The sequence below is a fragment of the Streptosporangium sp. NPDC000396 genome (assembly GCF_042898655.1).
Lineage (GTDB): Bacteria > Actinomycetota > Actinomycetes > Streptosporangiales > Streptosporangiaceae > Streptosporangium.
In genome coordinates this window covers 1-16,287 of the sequence record NZ_JBIAZA010000048.1, presented here as the reverse complement: position 1 = coordinate 16,287, position 16,287 = coordinate 1, and the positions used below count along the sequence as shown (strand labels likewise).

The window sequence follows — 16,287 nt, the reverse complement described above, 5'->3', positions numbered from 1 at the left end:
ATGATGATCGGATCCAGCGCCGAAGCCGCCCCGTGAGAATCCTGCTCTGGCATGTGCACGGGTCGCGGACGATGGCGTTCGTCCAGGGCCGCCGCGACTACCTGGTGCCGCTCGTGCCGGACCGCGGTCCCGGCGGACCGCGGAACGCCGTGATCAGCTCTTCGCCTGCGGGATGATCGGGCCCTCGCTGGCCTGGACCAGGACGAAGCCCTGCCCCTGGAAGGCCAGCTGCGCGGCCTCGCCGCTCCCCCGGCCGATGAGCGCCCCCGCCTTGAGGGTGTGGTTGACGCCCACGCGCAGCCCGGCGCTCCAGCACACCGCGGACTGGCTGTCGGCGAAGGTCGGCGCGTGGGAGGTGTCGAGCAGCACCGGTGCCCCGTGCGCGGTGACCGCCACCCAGCCGGTGCCCTGGATCGTGGTGTTGAACAGGCCGCCGGTGGCGATGCCGGCGCCTTGCACGCGCTGGATGTCCCAGGTGAGCTGCGGGTCGAAGGCCAGCAGGTTGGTCCCGTTGACGGTGAGCGCCTCGTTCTCCAGGTAGAACAGGTGCACGTCGTCGGCGTTGCTGGCGAGGAAGAGCAGGCCCTGCCCGCGGACCCGCATCAACGGCGTGCCCTCACCGGTGACCATCTTCTTCAGGAACCGTCCCACCCCGCCGGATCCCTCGTAGTCGAAATCCATCTGCCCCTGGAAGGCGACCATCGACCCCTGCCTCGCCAGCACGTCTCCGTTCAGCTGCACGCGCAGCATCTTGGAGTTCTGCAGAGCGAAGTGACCGGGGACCTGGCCCTGATCCAGGTTCCCGAAGAACGGACTGCGCACGGCGGAAGGCCTTTCGGTGTCGGAAGAAACTCCATGGGAGAGGAATTCCATGGGAAAGGACGAGCGGAGCAGGCCAGGAGTTCCCCGGCGGATTCACTCCCGCCATGGCGATCAGGCCGACGGCCGCCGCGAGCGGCTCAGCCGTCCTTCGCACCGGCTCCGGGCAGGCGGGATGCGTCGTTCACCGTACGCCCCTCCCGCTCGATCTCCCTGCTCAGGAAGAAGTTCAGCACGGTCCGGATGGTGGCGATCGCCGCCAGCTGCCCTATCTGCGTGAAGCTCGGCGCGATGGCCGTGCGCAGCACGTCGCCGGCCAGCTGGAACTCCAGCCCCAGCGTGAGGAACCGCCCCAGGGACAGCCGTACGGTGACGAACCCGTCGTCACCCTGGCGGCGTACGGCGACCCACACGAACCGCACGAAGGCCACCGCCGCGCCGACGAAGATGACGAGCGCGCCGGCGGCCTCGACAAGGCGAACGAACAGATTGACGACCTCCACCAGGGTTTCCTCGGGTAAAAGATCAAGCATGTGCTGCTGTTACCCCTGGTCCGCAGGCCTAACCGGGGCGGCCTCACGCCAGGCAGCGCAGGGCGGCCCTGAGCCCGGGGTCGAGAGGAACGCTGTCCGGCAACCGGCCGACCGTCGCCTCGACGAACTCCGAGGGAGGCAACTGGGCGCTCACCCCGTCCGCGTACAGCCACACCCCGTCGGCGGTCAGCTCGACCTGGACCTTCGAGCCCTGCTCGCCGAGCACGAACGCGCCCACCGCGGCCCGCCACCATTCCCGCTCGTCGATCTCGTGGTCCGACACGGGCACCCCCACGTCGTCGGCGTGGGTGGCGTACTCGGAGTCGTAGTGGAAGGTCTGCAGGCCCACCGGGTACGGCCCGGCCAGGGTCTGCAGCAGCGCGTCCCGGCCGAGCGCGCGCATGCGTTCACGCGTCTCACCGTTCGCCCGCCGCCATTCCTGGAGCACCTCCTCGAGGGGGACGTCACGGCGGCGCCGTACGCACCACTCGTTGAAGCCGTTGAAACCGCCACCGACGCCCTCGCGCCGGAGCATCTCGGAGAACCCCTCGACGTCGCCGTTCAGGCAGGCGTGGTTGTACAGCTCCTCCCCGGCCAGGTGCCCCAGGACGTCCCGCACGGACCAGCCCTCGCACCGCGAGGGACGGTCCCAGCCGTCATCGCCGAGGCCCGAGAAATAGCGGTCCAGGCGGGCCGCCTCGGCGTCGAATATGTCGAAAGGATTGAGATCCGCCAGCGGATCCTTCGCATGTGAAGCCATGTCAACAGCGGTACCCACGGACACCGGTGCGGAACGGCGGGCGGCCGGTCAGTGAACCTCGACCCAGTTGAAGGTGCGTTCCACGGCCTTCTTCCACTGGGCGTACCCTTCCGCGCGCTGCTCGTCGGACCACTGCGGCTGCCAGCGCCGGTCCTCGTTCCAGTTCTGCTCCAGTTCGTCGGTCGTCTGCCAGAAGCCGACGGCCATGCCGGCGGCGTAGGCCGCGCCCAGCGCGGTGGTCTCGGCCACGACCGGCTTGGACACCGGCACGCCGAGGATGTCGGCCTGGAGCTGCATGCACAGCTCGCTGGCGGTGACCCCGCCGTCCACCCGCAGCACGTCGAGGACGACTCCCGAGTCACTGTGCATGGCCTCGACGACGTCCCGGGTCTGGTAGCAGATCGCCTCCAGGGTGGCCCGGGCCAGGTGGGCGTCGGTGTTGAACCGGGACAGCCCGACGATGGCGCCGCGGGCGTCGGAGCGCCAGTACGGGGCGAACAGGCCGGAGAAGGCGGGCACGAAGTAGACCCCGCCGTTGTCCTCGACCTGCCGGGCGAGCGTCTCGCTCTGCGCCGCGTCGGAGATGATGTGCAGCTGGTCGCGCAGCCACTGGATCGCCGAGCCGGTCACCGCGATCGAGCCCTCCAGCGCGTAGACCGGCCGGTCGGCGCCGAACTGGTAGCACACGGTGGTGAGCAGGCCGTGCTTGGACCGGACCGGCTCGTGGCCGGTGTTGAGCAGCAGGAAGTTGCCGGTGCCGTAGGTGTTCTTGGCTTTGCCCACCTCGAAGCAGACCTGTCCGACGGTCGCCGCCTGCTGGTCTCCCAGGTCGCCCGAGAGGCCCACCTCACCGCGCAGCGGCCCCCTGGGCCGGGTGCGGCCGTACAGGTCCGGGTCGGAGGAGGGCCGGATGGCGGGCAGCATCCGCCGGGGGATGCCGAAGAACGACAGCAGTTCGTCGTCCCAGTCCAGGGTCTCCAGGTTCATGAGCATGGTGCGGCTGGCGTTGGTGGGGTCGGTGACGTGCACGCCGCCGTCGGTGCCGCCGGTGAGGTTCCACAGCAGCCAGGTGTCGGTGTTGCCGAAGATCGCCTCGCCGGCCTCGGCGGCCTCGCGGACCCCCTCGACGTTCTCCAGGATCCATTGGATCTTGCCGCCGGAGAAGTAGGTGGCCGGTGGCAGGCCCGCCTTGCGGCGGATGACGTCGCCCTTGCCCTCGCGCTCCAGCGCGGCGGCGATGCGGTCGGTGCGGGTGTCCTGCCAGACGATGGCGTTGTAGTAGGGCCGGCCGGTTGTCCGGTTCCACACCACGGTGGTCTCGCGCTGGTTGGTGACGCCCAGCGCGGCCAGGTCCGCCGCGGTCAGATTGGCGTTGGCCATGGTCGTCTCGATCACCGCGCGGGTGCGTTCCCAGATCTCCACCGGGTTGTGCTCGACCCAGCCGGCCTGGGGCAGGATCTGCTCGTGCTCCAGCTGGTACCGGGCGATCTCGTTGCCGCCGTGGTCGAAGACCATGAAGCGGGTGCTCGTCGTGCCCTGGTCGACCGCTCCAACGAAGTCAGCCATGAAATCTTGCCCCCTTTGTGGCGTGTCCACCGGCGCTTCAGGCCGGTCAGCGCTCGCCTTCCGTCGGTACGCGGCCAGGCTCGGGCTCCGCGATCGGCAGGAACCGCCCCACGAGGAGCTGGTACAGGCCCGCGCCGAGCACCCCGCCGATCAGCGGTCCCACGATCGGCACCCAGAAGTAGAGCTGACCGTACTGATCACGCCAGGCCGTCTCGTAGCCGGTGAGGAACGAGGCCAGGCGCGGGCCGAGGTCGCGCGCCGGGTTGATGGCGTAGCCGGCGTCGGTGCCCCAGGCCATGCCGATCGCCACGACGATCAGCCCGATGATGAACGGAGCCATGTTCGCCCCGGGCGCGGTGTTGTTCAGGTCGGTGACGGCGAGGACGAGGAACAGCAGAATCGCGGTGCCGATGATCTGGTCACGGAAGGCTCCCCACGTGTCCACCGGAAGCACCCCGTTACCCGGCAGCGTCGAGAAGACGCCCTGGGTCTTGATCGTGTGACCGGGATCGGCCTTGGCGAGCACCTCGGTGTAGTTCCACCGCACGATCAGCGCGGCCACGAACGCGCCGGCGATCTGCGCCAGCGAGTACGGCAGCACCTTTCGCCAGGAGAAGCCCTTGAAGACCGCGAGCGCGACCGTGACGGCCGGGTTGATGTGCGCGCCGCTGAGGCGGCCCGCGGTGTAGACGCCGAGCACGACGCCGAGACCCCACCCCCACGCGATGCTGTCGTGATCACCGATGCCACCGGCGACCACCTGGGCCACGACGCCCACGCCGAACAGGATCAGGATCATGGTTCCCGCGAACTCAGAGGCTAACTCGCCGATAAGTCTGGGGGTTTTTCCTGGTTCGGCCATGTCTCCCCCTTCTTCGAAGCTGCGCGGCTCGTCCTTCCCGTGAACCGCTCCGAGGCGAAGACCGGTCATGGGCGGGCCGCTCCCAGGTACGCCGCCGTGGGCCGCGCGGCCTTCCTCGCGGCCGGCGATTGCCCGGCCATCAAATGCCAGACAGCATTACCCGATCGCTATCAAAATCTCCCAATACGGCACATATTACACATATCCCGCTATCAATAGATGGTGCGAATTATCCAAAGAAGCGTACCGAAATTGACAACAGCCCATCTCACAGGCATATCGAAGATCGTCAAGGGCTTCCGGACCCGCCGGGGCGGCCATCGGTCACAATGACGCCGTCCATCCCGGATTCTCCCTGCCCGTTACGGCCGCCGGTCGACCACGGCGAACGCCACATGTTTCCCGTTCGGCGGCGGAACCCGCCTTCCCGCCGATCACGGCCCACCCCCATTAAATTCCTATGACATATCGCGCTTTAGTAAGTCAAGTGCTTGAAAAGTAGACATGATCCATTCACGATTCTCCACGTGGGTTGTAAAGATCATGTGCACCCCGCGCCACTTTCCCCGGCGGGACCCTCCCGCCCGGCGTGAAGGAGACTGCGTGTCCAACACCCCCCGACACTGGCGAGCGGTCCTGATGGGGGCCACCGCCGTTCTCATGCTCCTGCTCCCCCAGGGCGTGGCCCAGGCCGCACCCGATCCCGACAAGATCGACAAGGCCGTCCTGGCGGAGCTGGCCGCGGATGACAAGGCCACCTTCTGGGTGCGTCTGAAAAGCGACGCCGACCTCAGCGCGGCCCGCAAGGCCACGACCAAGACCGAGAAGGCCAGGCAGGTCTTCCAGGCCAAGACCGGGCTCGCCGCATCATCGCAGGCGGGCCTGCGCAGGCTCCTCACCGCCGAGCACGCCGACTTCACCCCGTTCTGGATCGTCAACGCCATCCAGGTGACCGGCGACACCAAGCTGGCCACGGAGATCGCGAAGCTGCCCGAGGTGGAGCGGATCGAGCCCAGCCGCGCCGCCAAGCTGCCCGAACCGCTGCCGGGCGAGCAGGTGGCGAAGGTCAACGCGGTCGAGTGGAACATCGACCGCGTCAACGCCCCCAGGGTCTGGAACGAACTCGGCACCCGCGGCGAGGGCGTCGTCGTGGCCAACATCGACACCGGTGTGCAGTTCGACCACCCCGCCCTGGCCACCCAGTATCGCGGCAGGAGGGCCGACGGCAGCCTCGACCACAACTACAACTGGTTCGACCCGGCGGGGGTGTGCCCGGGCGCCGCACCGTGCGACAACAACGACCACGGCACCCACACCATGGGCACCATGGTGGGCGGTGACGGCGGCGCCAACACCATCGGCGTCGCCCCCGGCGCGAAGTGGATCGCCGTCAAGGGCTGCGAGTCCAACACCTGCTCCGACGCCTCGCTGCTCGCCGCGGGGCAGTGGGTGCTCGCGCCCACCGATCTGAGCGGCCACAACCCGCGCCCCGATCTGGCACCGGACATCGTCAACAACTCCTGGGGCGGCGGCGGCTTCGACCCCTGGTACAAGGAGACCGTCGAGGCGTGGGTCGCGGCGGGCATCTTCCCCGCCTTCGCCAACGGCAACCTCACCGGCGCGGGATGCAACTCCAGCGGCTCCCCCGGGCAGTACGTCTCCAGTTACAGCGCCGGCGCGTTCGACGTCAACAACGCGATCGCGAGCTTCTCCACCCGCGGGGCCGGCGAGAACGGCGAGATCAAGCCCAACCTCGCGGCGCCCGGCGTCAACGTGCGCTCGTCCGTGGCCGGCGGCGGCTACGACGCCTTCTCCGGCACGTCGATGGCCGCCCCGCACCTGGCGGCCACCGTGGCGCTGATGTGGTCGGCCTCGCCCGCCCTTCAGGGCGACATCGCCGCCACGCGGGCGCTGCTCGACCGGACCGCGATCGACGTCGACGACACGCGCTGCGGCGGCACCCCCGCGGACAACAACGTCTGGGGCGAGGGCCGGCTCGACGCGTTCGCCGCGGTCCAGGCCGCTCCCGTCGGGGCACTCGGCGGGCTGAGGGGCACCGTCACCGCCAACGGCGCACCGGTGGCCGCAGCGAGCCTCACCGTCACCGGGCCGCAGAGCCGTATGGTCACCACCGCGCAGGACGGGACGTACACGCTGCCCCGGCTGCTGGAGGGCGACTACCAGATCACCGTCAGGAAGTTCGGGTACGGCGACGCCACCGCGACCGTCACCATCGTGGCCGACCAGACGGTCACCAAGGACGTGCCGCTGACGCAGCAGCCCTCGGGCGCGGTGTCGGGAACGGTCACCGCCGCGGGTGCACCCGAGGCGGGCGCCACGGTGACCGCGGTGGGCACCCCGGTCAGCGCGGTCACCGACGCCGCGGGGCGGTACCGGCTCACGCTGCCGAACGGCACCTACGAGCTGACCGTCACCCCGCTCTCCCGGTGCGCGAGCGGCCTCACCGCGTCGATCACAGTGAACGGCGACCTGACCAAGGACATCGAGCTGCCACGCCGTGCCGACTCCTTCGGCTACACCTGCGCCAGCGCCGCCGAAGCGTACGTCGCGGGCACCGAAAGGCATCCGCTCACCGGCGACGACGCGGCCCAGCCGGTCACGCTCCCGTTCACCTTCCCGTTCTACGGCAGCGGCTACACCGGCGGCTGGATCAGCAGCAACGGGTTCCTGAGCTTCACCGCCTCAAGCACCACGGCGAGCAACGGAGCCCTGCCCTCCACCGGCGCGCCCAACGCGGCGCTCTATCCCTACTGGGACGACCTGGTGCTGGACGACCAGGCCGGGGTCTACACCGCCACCGTCGGAACCGCACCGAAGCGCACCTTCGTCATCGAATGGCGCAACGCCCGGTTCTACTCCGACGCCACCCAGCGCATCTCGTTCTCGGCGTTGCTCGGCGAGGACGGCTCGATCGGATTCCGCTATCGCGGCATCACCAACGACCGCGCCTCCGGCACCAGCGCCACGGTGGGCGTCGAGAACGCGGGCGGCACCGACGCGCTGCAGTACTCCTTCAACAGCGCCGCGCTCAGGGACGGCCAGAGCCTGACCTTCACCGCGAGCCGGCACGGGCTGCTGACCGGTACCGTCACCGACGCCAACGACGGCAGGCCGCTGGCGGGCGCGACGGTGAGGGTGAGCAGCGCGGCGACCCTCGCCGCCGAGAGCGACGTGGCGACCTTCACCACCGGGGAGAACGGCACGTTCCTCGGGCAGATCCCGGTGGGCGACTACCGGGTCGAGGTCTCCAAGGAGAACTACGGAACCTTCTCCCGGGAGGCCACCGTCACCGCCGGAGCCCAGACCCGGGTCGACACCGCCCTGACCACCGGCCGGGTGACGGCCGCGGCCGGCGAGCTGACCCTGGTGATGCCGGCCGAATCCACCAGGAACGGCGCGGTCGAGCTGACCAACCTGGGCAGCGCCACCGCCTACACCGTCGTGACCGATCCCGCCCAGGGCTGGCTGGGCGTGACGCCCGCCAGTGGCGAGCTCGGCTCGGGCGCGTCGGTGGCGTTGAAGGTCACCGCCTCAAGCGCGGGCGTCCAGCCGGGCACCGTTCGCACCGGCAGGCTGCTGGTTCGCTCGGCGAGCGGCCGCAATCCGCAGATCGAGATCACCGTGAAGGTCGTGGTGCCCAAGCACCAGGTCGCCATCGACGCGGGAGGCACCAAGGAGGTCGTCGACGCCGCCGGTGACCGCTGGACCGCCGACCGGAAGTACAGCCAGGGCGGCCACGGCTACGTGGGCAGCAACAGGACGCACACGGCGAGCAAGGCGATCAAGGGCACGACCGAGCAGGCGCTGTTCAAGAGCGCCCGCGAGTCGATGCTGGAGTATCGCTTCGACCAGGTGCCCAACGGCACCTACACCGTCGAGCTGGGCTTCGCCGAGACCCGGGCCATGCGTGAGGGCCGGCGCGTCTTCGACGTCATCATCGAGGGCCAGCTCGCGATCCCCGCGCTGGACCTGGCTCTGGAGGTCGGCGCCTACACCGCCACCACCCGCCAGTACACGGTGAAGGTCACCGACGGTCAGCTCAACGTGCGGTTCGCCGAGCGGACCGGCGAGACCATCGTCAACGCCATCCGCATCTCCGAACGCCCCGACAAGGCCACCCCGTAGCGGCCTGAACCGGCGTCGGCCCGCCCCGCCCCCGTGGCGGGGCGGGCCGCGCTCGTCAGACGGCTTCGGCCCAGACGCCGCTCAGCGCATGGGACACGTCGACGCGTGCCGTCTCCGCCGCCAGCTCGCGGAGCTGGTCGGCGAACACGAGCGCCTGCTCCGGTGTCATGCGCGGCTCGGGACCGAGGTAGAAGACCACGATGTCACCGCTCTGGGACACCGTGGCGGCGAAAGGAAGAGAGGGGGTTGTAACGGTTGTAAACATGATGGGGATCATTCTTTCCTACCCCACCGACAATTTGCAGGTCGTTTAATTCCGGCCCGGCTCCGCGCCCGTCGCCGGCGCCTGGCGCCGGGTCACCAGCCAGTTGATCACCCACAGGACGAGGCCGATCCCCAGCAGCACACCGGCCCGGATGTAGACCTCGGCGGGCCTGCCCGTCAGGGGACTGGCCAGGACGAAGGCCAGAACGGCTCCGATCACGGGCAGAACCGTCGGCGTCCGGTAGTGCGAATGCTCCACGGTGTCCCTGCGGAGCACGAGGACGGCCACGTTCACGACCGTGAAGACGCACAGCAGCAGGAAGGCCGTGGTGTCACCGAGCCCCGCGATCTCCCCCGTCGAGACCAGGGCGACGGCGAGCGCCGTGGTGAAGATGATCCCGACCACCGGTGTACGGCGGCGCGGATCGACCCATCCCAGGGCGCCCGGCACGACCCGTTCCCGGGCCAGGCCGTACACCAGCCGAGACGCCATCATCATGTTGATCAGCGCGGAGTTGGCCACGGCGAACATGGCGATCGCCGCGAACAGCTGGGGCGGGAAGCTGATCCCTCCCGCCTTGACCACCTCCAGCAGGGGCCCTGACGACTTCTCCAGAACCCGGTAGTCGACCAGGAGCGAGGAGGTCAGAGCGACCAGGATGTAGATCGTGCTGGTGATCGCCACCCCGAGGAAGATCGCCCGAGGGAAGTTGCGCGAGGGGTTCTCGGTCTCCTCGGCCATGTTCACCGAGTCCTCGAACCCGACGAACGCGAAGAAGGCCAGGGCCGTACTTCCGAGAAGCGCGAGAAGCAGGCCTCCGGCCTGGTCGGTGCGGACCTCGGTCAGCCTGGCGGGTTCCCCGGCGCCGGTGGCGACCGCGTACACGCCGATGGCGATGATCACCACGAGCCCGGTCAGCTCGATGAGCGTGAACACGATGTTGGTCTTCACCGACTCCGAGACGCCGCGATAGTTCAGCAACGCGATGGCCAGGATGAAGACGACACCGACGGCGACGCCGGGGACCGTGACGAACGCCTTCAGGTAGTCACCGCCGATGGCACGCGCCGCCGCGCTGGCCGAGGTGAGCCCCGAGCACATGACCGCGAACGCCACCATGAACGTCAGGAACGGCCTTCGGAAGGCCCGCTGGGTGTAGAGGGCGGCACCGGCCGCCCGTGGATACTTCGTCACGAGCTCGACATAGGACATCGCCGTCAGCAGGGCGATGACGAACCCGAGCAGGAACGGCATCCACAACGCCCCGCCGACCTTGCCCGCCACCTTGCCGGTGAGCGCGTAGACGCCGGTGCCGAGGATGTCGCCGATTATGAAGAGGACGAGAAGTTTGGGGCCGATGACCCGCTTGAGGGAAACCCGTTCGGCCTCGGGGGTGGGCAGTGTCATACGTGATCTCGTTCCCTCACCCGTGCCCTTGATGCGACCCGTCCATCGGTTCCGGGAACCTCGGGAGGCATCGGGTGGTAGAGAAGGCATGAGACGTAAGAACAGCTTTCTCCTGGTGGCGTTTCTCGCCTCGGTTCTGGTCGTCGCGGCCCCGCCCGCATGGGCGAAGGGGGTGGACAGCGCGATCCTCACCGGACCGGGGCTGTCCGCTCCCGTCACGGTGAAGCCGAGCGACCCGGCCGCGAGCGCCAGGCTGAGCACGCTTCGCATGGGCACGGCCATCGACACGGCTCTCATCAGCGAGTTGCCGGGCCGGTTCCAGAGCGAACGGCCGTCGGGCCGGCTCGGGCCGGGCTACCGGCTGGCCTGGCACGCGCCGGGCGAGCAGGCCGAGGTTGTCCAGGACCTCTATCCCTACGCGCTTCCGGCCCCGGTCGTCCACACGCCCTCGCAGAAGCTCGTGGTGCGGACCGGCTGGTATCGCGCGCCCGCCTTCCTCAAGGACACTCTCACTCAGCTCGGCCTGCCCGCCGAGCCTCCGGCCGGCACCGCCCTGACCGGTGAACCGGGTCCCGCCGCGACTTCCGGCCCGCCGGGGTGGATCTGGGGCGCAGCCACCGGGCTCGCGGCGGGCATCGCGTTCGTCGCGTTCGTCGCGCTCAGACGCCGCCGGGCGAACGCCGGGACGGCCACCGGGAGGCGATGACGGCCGGGAGACGACGACGGCCGACGCGGGCCGGAACATCGGCATACCCGTTACCGGCGCACGCGGGACAGGCTATAAAAGGGCATACCTAAATAGGACAGTAAGTATGACCGTTATTGGGATTATGTACCCCGAGCCATAAAATGCCATCCAAAATATGGCCATTAGTGCGACCATTACCATCATGATGTGGGATGAATCACGAAGCACGCTTTTCCCCAAACAGATCTATTGACCCGCCAATTACGAATGATCAACACTGGGGCGGTCTTTCAGCTGTCAAGTAGATCAAGTAAGGGGACCCATGGTCGCCACTCTGTCCCAGATCGTCCGGCTAGCCCCCGACGGATCCCGGCTCGACATCGCCCTTCCCTCCGAGGCCGGCTCGCTGGCGTGGCACGGCCACACCCGGCTCGGAGGGCCGTCCCTGGTGCGCAACTTCAGCTTCGCCCAGGCCGGCCAGCACCGCGTCATCCCCAGCAAGATCTTCCCCGGTGGCCGCACCGAGGTCTTCCGGCAGAACGGTTACGACCTGGTGCTGTACGAGGCCGCCGACCGCTCGCAGAGCTGCCTGGTGTGGGCCGGGCCGCACAACGAGGTGACCACCTGGTTCGGCGGCGCGGCTCCCCGGCGCGCCGTGCTGAACCACACCGTCTCCGCGGTGTCCTTCACCGACTCCCCCGAGGGCGCCAGGCTGGTCCCGGCCGTGCCGGCGATGAGCCTGCAGCAGTTCGGCACCGTGGTCATCGGACGCAGCGACGACCTGATCGTGATGATCAAGGACGCCCGGGCCGCCCGGGAGGAGCTGCCCGAGCACCGCGGGGCGGTCCAGGGCGACACGGAGATGTGGAAGGAGAAGCTGGAGCTGGACGGCGAGCAGGCCGCCCAGCTCGCCGGCACCCCGTACGAGTGGCGTTACATCTACGCCAACCCCACCTCCATCGCCGAGATCATCTTCCCGATGTCCCCGGACGCGGCGCGGGCGCGCGTCGCCTCCGACGACGCCCGCGTCGACTCGGTGCTGTCCGGCCTGCGGGTCACGTGGGCGGCATGACGCTCTCCACCTCACTCGCCCTGATCGCGATCGTCCTTTCCATCTTCGCGATCCTCGCCGTCGGGGGTGTCTACATACGGCTGCGGATGCTGGAGCAGTCGGTGCTGAACCCGCGCGGCGCCATGCTCGCCGACGATGCCAGGGCCGCGCCCGACGCGCTGCGTCCCACCGGCGACAACGCCCGCACGCTGGTGCTCCTGATCGACGCCGGCTGCGGCACCTGCCACCGCGTGTGGGAGTTCGCGCAGCGGCCGATCCCGGGCGTCCGCGTCGTCAGCCTGTTCTCCTCCGCCGAGACGGCCGAGGTGTTCGGCGAGCCGTCGTCCGGGTCCGTCGAACGGATCACGGATCCCGACTTGTGGACGGCCCTCTACGAGGGTTACACCCCCTGCGTCTACGTGATCGGCACCTCCGGCGAGATCGTCGAGCGCCGGTTCGTGTACGGCGACACCGACCTCTCCCTGCTCTGGACCGAACTCTTCCCCACCCTCTCCGACTCCGGGAGCCTTCATGCGCCATGACCTGATCCCCTCGCTCCACGACGTTCCCGCCGACGCCGCGCCCAGCATGGTGCGCTCGATGATCCCGGCGACGCCCGCAGCTCGCCGTACGGTCCTCAAGGGCATGGCCGTCGCGGTCGCCACCGCGGCCCTGGTGCCGTTCGACTGGGTCATCTCCCGGCGCGCGGCTTTGGCGGTCGGCCCCACCTCGGAGTGGACCCGCACCAACTGCCGGGACGCCTACTCCGGCGGTTACGCCGAGGAGCCCTCGAACTGGGGCGGCGGCCCCAAGGCCTGCTTCGGCGGCTGGCGGATGGGCGGCTACCCGTGCAACTCGAACAAGCGCCACTTCGAGGGGTTCCGCGGCTACCACGACGAGGGTTACACCTCTCACCGGGTCACCACGTGCTCCAACCGCAACGCGTGGCGGTGGACCGTCAGCGGCAAGGTCTACCGCTGCTCCGACGCCAGCACCAGGACGGTGTGGAACGACGGTGAGAGCTACACCGACCTGACGATCTCGGTGTGCAAGCTTTGATCGAACTCCGGCGCCGGGCCCTCCACCCCCTGCTGCTGGCGGTGCCGATCGTGCTCGGCCCCGCCGTGCCGGCGGTGATGAAGGGCCCGGCTCTCCTGTTCTTCTTCTGGGCGGGGCTCAACGCCGGATACGCCAACTCCGGCAGCACTTGAAGCCACAACTCGGCGTTCCTGCTGAGCGCGTCGGTCTGGCGCGGTTCTGGTGCTCTCGGTTACTTCGGCGTCGGCCTGCTGCTCGGCGCGTGGAGCGTCGCGGTGGTCGCCGCCGCGTTCGGCGGCGTGGTCCAGTCGGTGCTGCCCACGGCGGTACGGCTGGCACTGCTGGGCGTGCTCGCGGTGATCGTGCTGCTGCGGGAAACGGGGCTGATCACGTTGCGCGTTCCGGAGAACGCGCGGCTGGTTCCCGAACATGTGCTCCATCGCGGGCGTGTGCTCGGCGGCATCCAGTTCGGATTCGAGATGGGCACGGGCATGCGCACCTACTCCCCGTCCTCGCTGCCGCATCTCGTCCTCCTCGCCCTGCTGCTCGCCGTGCCGTTCCCCGGCGCGCTGGCCGCGGGGGCCGGTTTCGCCCTCGCCCGCTGGATCATGGCGGCGGCGAGCGTCACGCACAGCGACGACGGCTCGTGGTCCTTCCTCTGGGACGACAACAAGCGGCTCCTGGCGGCCGCGACCGCCGCGTCGGCCGTCGCCTCGCTGGCGCTAGGGTTGCTGGCGTGATCGTCTCGCTGGTCGTGGTCTACGACGCCACCTGCGGGAGCTGCTCGGCCATCGCCGGGCGGCTCTCGCGGGTCCTGGCCCCGCCGGTGATCGTGCGGTCCTGCCGGGACCCGCACCTGGGCCGGGAGTTCCCGGCGCTGGCGGGGCTTCCCCGGTGCGCGGCACCCTTGCTGATCGTGCGAGGGCCCGGCGGGGCCGTCGAGGTCCTGAAGGGACCGCGCATGATGTGGCGGGGCGCCACCCTCGTCGCCCCAGGGCGATGGCCCGCCGCGCTGAAGCTCGCGGCGTGGATCGGCTGGCAGCGCGCGCTGCATCTGCCCAGGCGCCGGGAGACCGGGAGGACGGCCACCTACTGAGCGCGGGGACCCCAATCGGCGTCACCAGCCGACACCGGGCGTCACCGGGCGGCGTCGAGCCCCGCCGCCGGCCGCGGGGCACGTGCCGGGCGGAGGAGAATCATAGGCGTGGAACGGATGGATCCGGACGAACGTCACCAGCACCTCCTCACCCGGGCACGGAACTCCCTCAGGGAGTTCCCCTGTCGCGAGACGTCCGGCACCATGATCGCCACGGTCCCGGGCGGGCGCGGCGGATGCTGAGGCTGGATCGGCTGGTGAACGTTCTCGGCGGCTACGGGGCCCACCTGTGCTGCGCTCCGGCGTCGCGGAACGTGGAACTGCGCAGCGTGGTGGTGCACGATCCGACCGACACACGCCCCGCGACCGGTGACGTGTTCCTGTCGGTCGGCGTGGATTCGGCGGCCGACGCCGTACGCCTGGCACGGTCGGCACGTGCCGCCGCGGTGCTGGTGCGCGGAGACCCGCCACTCGACGAGGACGCCCTCGCGGGCGCCCGTGACGCCGGGATCGCCGTGCTGCTGGTCGAACCGGAGGTGTCCTGGAGCCAGCTCTTCGGCGTGGTGTACGGCCTGGTACTCGAAGGCCGCGACACCGAGGCCGGGCGCGGGCCGACCGACCTGCTCGCCTTCGCGGACACGCTCGCGGCCGAGATCGGCTGCGCGGTGACGATCGAGGACCAGATGTCACGTGTCCTGGCCTACTCCGGCTCGCAGCAGACCGCCGACCCGGCACGGCTGGAGACGATCCTGGGCAGGCGGGTGCCGGACAGGATCCGGCGGCAGTTGGAGCGGCAGGGCGTCTTCGCGCACCTGGCGGCCTCCGACGAGCCGCTGTTCGTCGAGCCCTCACCGGCACACGGGCTCAGAGGCCGCATGGTGGTCGCCATGCGCGCCGGACGCGAGCTGCTGGGGTCGATATGGGTCGAGTGCGATCGCCCGCTGTCCGACGAGCGCCGGATCGTCCTGGGCGACGGGGCACGGGCGGTCGCGTTGCACCTGCTGCGCTCCCGGGTCAGCGCGGACCTGGAGCGTCAGGTGGAGTCCGATCTCGTCATCCGGCTGCTGGAGGGCACGGCCGACGCGCCCGCCGTGATCAGCAGGCTCGGCCTGCCCCGGGGGCAGTTCCGGGTGATCGCGCTCCAGGCGCACGTCGCCGAGGAGAGGCACGCCGCGATCCTGCTGGCCTTCGAACGCGCGACCACCGGTTTCGGCTGGTCACGGCCGGGACGCAGCGCGCTGTTCGGCAACACCCTGTACACGGTGCTGCCCTGTGACAACGACGTCGCCCCCGCACGCGACTGGCTCGCCGCAATCGTGAACGCCCTGCCGCAGCAGGTCACCGTGTACGCCGGCGTCGGCGGGGCGGCGGGGCCCGCGCAGCTGCCCGCGAGCAGGCAGGAGGCCGACGAGAGCCTCGCCCTGCGGACGGCGCGGCCCGGTGGCGCCCCGCCCGTCGTCTACGACGAATCGTGGGACGAGATCCTGCTGCAACGTCTCCGGGCGGCCGCCTCGTCGGGACGCGTTCCCGCCCGCGGGCCGGTCGCCGAACTGACCGCGCATGACGCGGAGCACGGCACCCGGTACATCGCGACGCTGCGCGCCTGGCTGGAGGCGCAGGGAGACCTGGCCGTCGCCGCAGGCCGCCTCGCGGTCCATCCCAACACCGTCCGATACCGGCTCCGGAGAATGGCCGAGATCACGAACCTGCGGCTCGACCTGCCCGAGAAACGGCTGGCGATGATCATCGCACTGGCCGCCGGCCAGGATCGGCAGCTCTAGTAGGGCTTGGAGGCGGAAACGGGCCAGGCGTTTCTGGGCAGGTCTCGGCGGCAGGTGGGGCGACTCACGGACCAGTAGGAACGCCTCCAGCCGCTCGCGCACGGCCTCGTGTTCCTGTGGTGTCATCTCCTCACCCCCGCAGGCAACCCACCGCCTCCTACCCGAGGTAACCAAGCCCTACTAGTTGAAGCAGTCCTGATTGTTGAGGGCGATGCCGTACTCGGCGACCTTGCCGTGCGTGACGCCGAAGCTGTAGTAGGCCTTCTTGTTGCCGG

At 69.7% G+C, this 16,287-nt stretch carries 16 protein-coding genes; 9 read left to right on the top strand and 7 right to left on the bottom strand.

The features are described from left to right. Positions 1-153: 153 nt before the first annotated feature. From ACFY2X_RS44225 to ACFY2X_RS44205, 5 genes are all read right to left on the bottom strand, one after another. Positions 154-822 (bottom strand): AIM24 family protein, encoded by a 669-nt coding sequence (locus ACFY2X_RS44225; protein WP_389950507.1) that lies wholly within the window; start codon positions 820-822, stop codon positions 154-156. A gap of 137 nt (positions 823-959) precedes the next feature. Then, entirely contained in the window at positions 960-1,352 is a 393-nt protein-coding gene (locus tag ACFY2X_RS44220; protein WP_389950504.1) for a DUF1622 domain-containing protein, read from the bottom strand. A gap of 43 nt (positions 1,353-1,395) precedes the next feature. After that, positions 1,396-2,112, bottom strand: a complete 717-nt coding sequence (locus ACFY2X_RS44215; RefSeq protein WP_389950501.1) for a maleylpyruvate isomerase family mycothiol-dependent enzyme — start codon at positions 2,110-2,112, stop codon at positions 1,396-1,398. 48 nt (positions 2,113-2,160) lie between these two features. After that, the gene (glpK, locus tag ACFY2X_RS44210; protein WP_389950498.1) at positions 2,161-3,678 is read right to left on the bottom strand and encodes a glycerol kinase GlpK; all 1,518 of its coding nucleotides are present in this window, start codon (positions 3,676-3,678) and stop codon (positions 2,161-2,163) included. A gap of 46 nt (positions 3,679-3,724) precedes the next feature. Beyond that, the gene (locus ACFY2X_RS44205; protein ID WP_389950622.1) at positions 3,725-4,540 is read right to left on the bottom strand and encodes an MIP/aquaporin family protein; all 816 of its coding nucleotides are present in this window, start codon (positions 4,538-4,540) and stop codon (positions 3,725-3,727) included. A 603-nt stretch (positions 4,541-5,143) separates the two neighbouring features. Here ACFY2X_RS44205 and ACFY2X_RS44200 point away from each other — a divergent pair. After that, positions 5,144-8,686 (top strand): S8 family serine peptidase, encoded by a 3,543-nt coding sequence (locus ACFY2X_RS44200; protein ID WP_389950496.1) that lies wholly within the window; start codon positions 5,144-5,146, stop codon positions 8,684-8,686. A 55-nt stretch (positions 8,687-8,741) separates the two neighbouring features. Here the strand turns inward: ACFY2X_RS44200 and ACFY2X_RS44195 are convergent, their stop codons facing one another. After that, the gene (locus ACFY2X_RS44195) at positions 8,742-8,951 is read right to left on the bottom strand and encodes a hypothetical protein (RefSeq protein ID WP_389950493.1); all 210 of its coding nucleotides are present in this window, start codon (positions 8,949-8,951) and stop codon (positions 8,742-8,744) included. 45 nt (positions 8,952-8,996) lie between these two features. Further along, positions 8,997-10,358, bottom strand: a complete 1,362-nt coding sequence (locus ACFY2X_RS44190; RefSeq protein ID WP_389950491.1) for an APC family permease — start codon at positions 10,356-10,358, stop codon at positions 8,997-8,999. Positions 10,359-10,446: 88 nt separating this feature from the next. On the opposite strand from ACFY2X_RS44190, the gene ACFY2X_RS44185 reads away from it, so the two are divergent. The 8 genes from ACFY2X_RS44185 to ACFY2X_RS44150 all read left to right on the top strand — a co-directional run bounded on the left by ACFY2X_RS44185 (position 10,447) and on the right by ACFY2X_RS44150 (position 16,012). Beyond that, on the top strand, positions 10,447-11,064 hold the full coding sequence (locus ACFY2X_RS44185; RefSeq protein ID WP_389950488.1) for a hypothetical protein: 618 nt from the start codon (positions 10,447-10,449) through the stop codon (positions 11,062-11,064). A 304-nt stretch (positions 11,065-11,368) separates the two neighbouring features. Then, positions 11,369-12,118 (top strand): hypothetical protein, encoded by a 750-nt coding sequence (locus tag ACFY2X_RS44180; protein WP_389950485.1) that lies wholly within the window; start codon positions 11,369-11,371, stop codon positions 12,116-12,118. Beyond that, positions 12,115-12,639 carry a hypothetical protein gene (locus tag ACFY2X_RS44175; RefSeq protein ID WP_389950482.1) on the top strand — a complete coding sequence of 175 codons (525 nt, stop codon included), beginning with the start codon at positions 12,115-12,117 and terminating at the stop codon, positions 12,637-12,639. The genes ACFY2X_RS44180 and ACFY2X_RS44175 overlap by 4 nt, the downstream gene beginning before the upstream one ends. Next, on the top strand, positions 12,629-13,156 hold the full coding sequence (locus tag ACFY2X_RS44170; protein WP_389950479.1) for a hypothetical protein: 528 nt from the start codon (positions 12,629-12,631) through the stop codon (positions 13,154-13,156). The genes ACFY2X_RS44175 and ACFY2X_RS44170 overlap by 11 nt, the downstream gene beginning before the upstream one ends. Then, positions 13,144-13,308 (top strand): hypothetical protein, encoded by a 165-nt coding sequence (locus ACFY2X_RS44165; protein WP_389950477.1) that lies wholly within the window; start codon positions 13,144-13,146, stop codon positions 13,306-13,308. The genes ACFY2X_RS44170 and ACFY2X_RS44165 overlap by 13 nt, the downstream gene beginning before the upstream one ends. Positions 13,309-13,410: 102 nt before the next feature. Continuing rightward, entirely contained in the window at positions 13,411-13,875 is a 465-nt protein-coding gene (locus ACFY2X_RS44160; protein WP_389950474.1) for a hypothetical protein, read from the top strand. After that, entirely contained in the window at positions 13,872-14,231 is a 360-nt protein-coding gene (locus ACFY2X_RS44155) for a hypothetical protein (RefSeq protein WP_389950472.1), read from the top strand. The genes ACFY2X_RS44160 and ACFY2X_RS44155 overlap by 4 nt, the downstream gene beginning before the upstream one ends. Positions 14,232-14,467: 236 nt before the next feature. Then, on the top strand, positions 14,468-16,012 hold the full coding sequence (locus tag ACFY2X_RS44150; RefSeq protein ID WP_389950469.1) for a PucR family transcriptional regulator: 1,545 nt from the start codon (positions 14,468-14,470) through the stop codon (positions 16,010-16,012). Positions 16,013-16,287 lie beyond the last annotated feature (275 nt).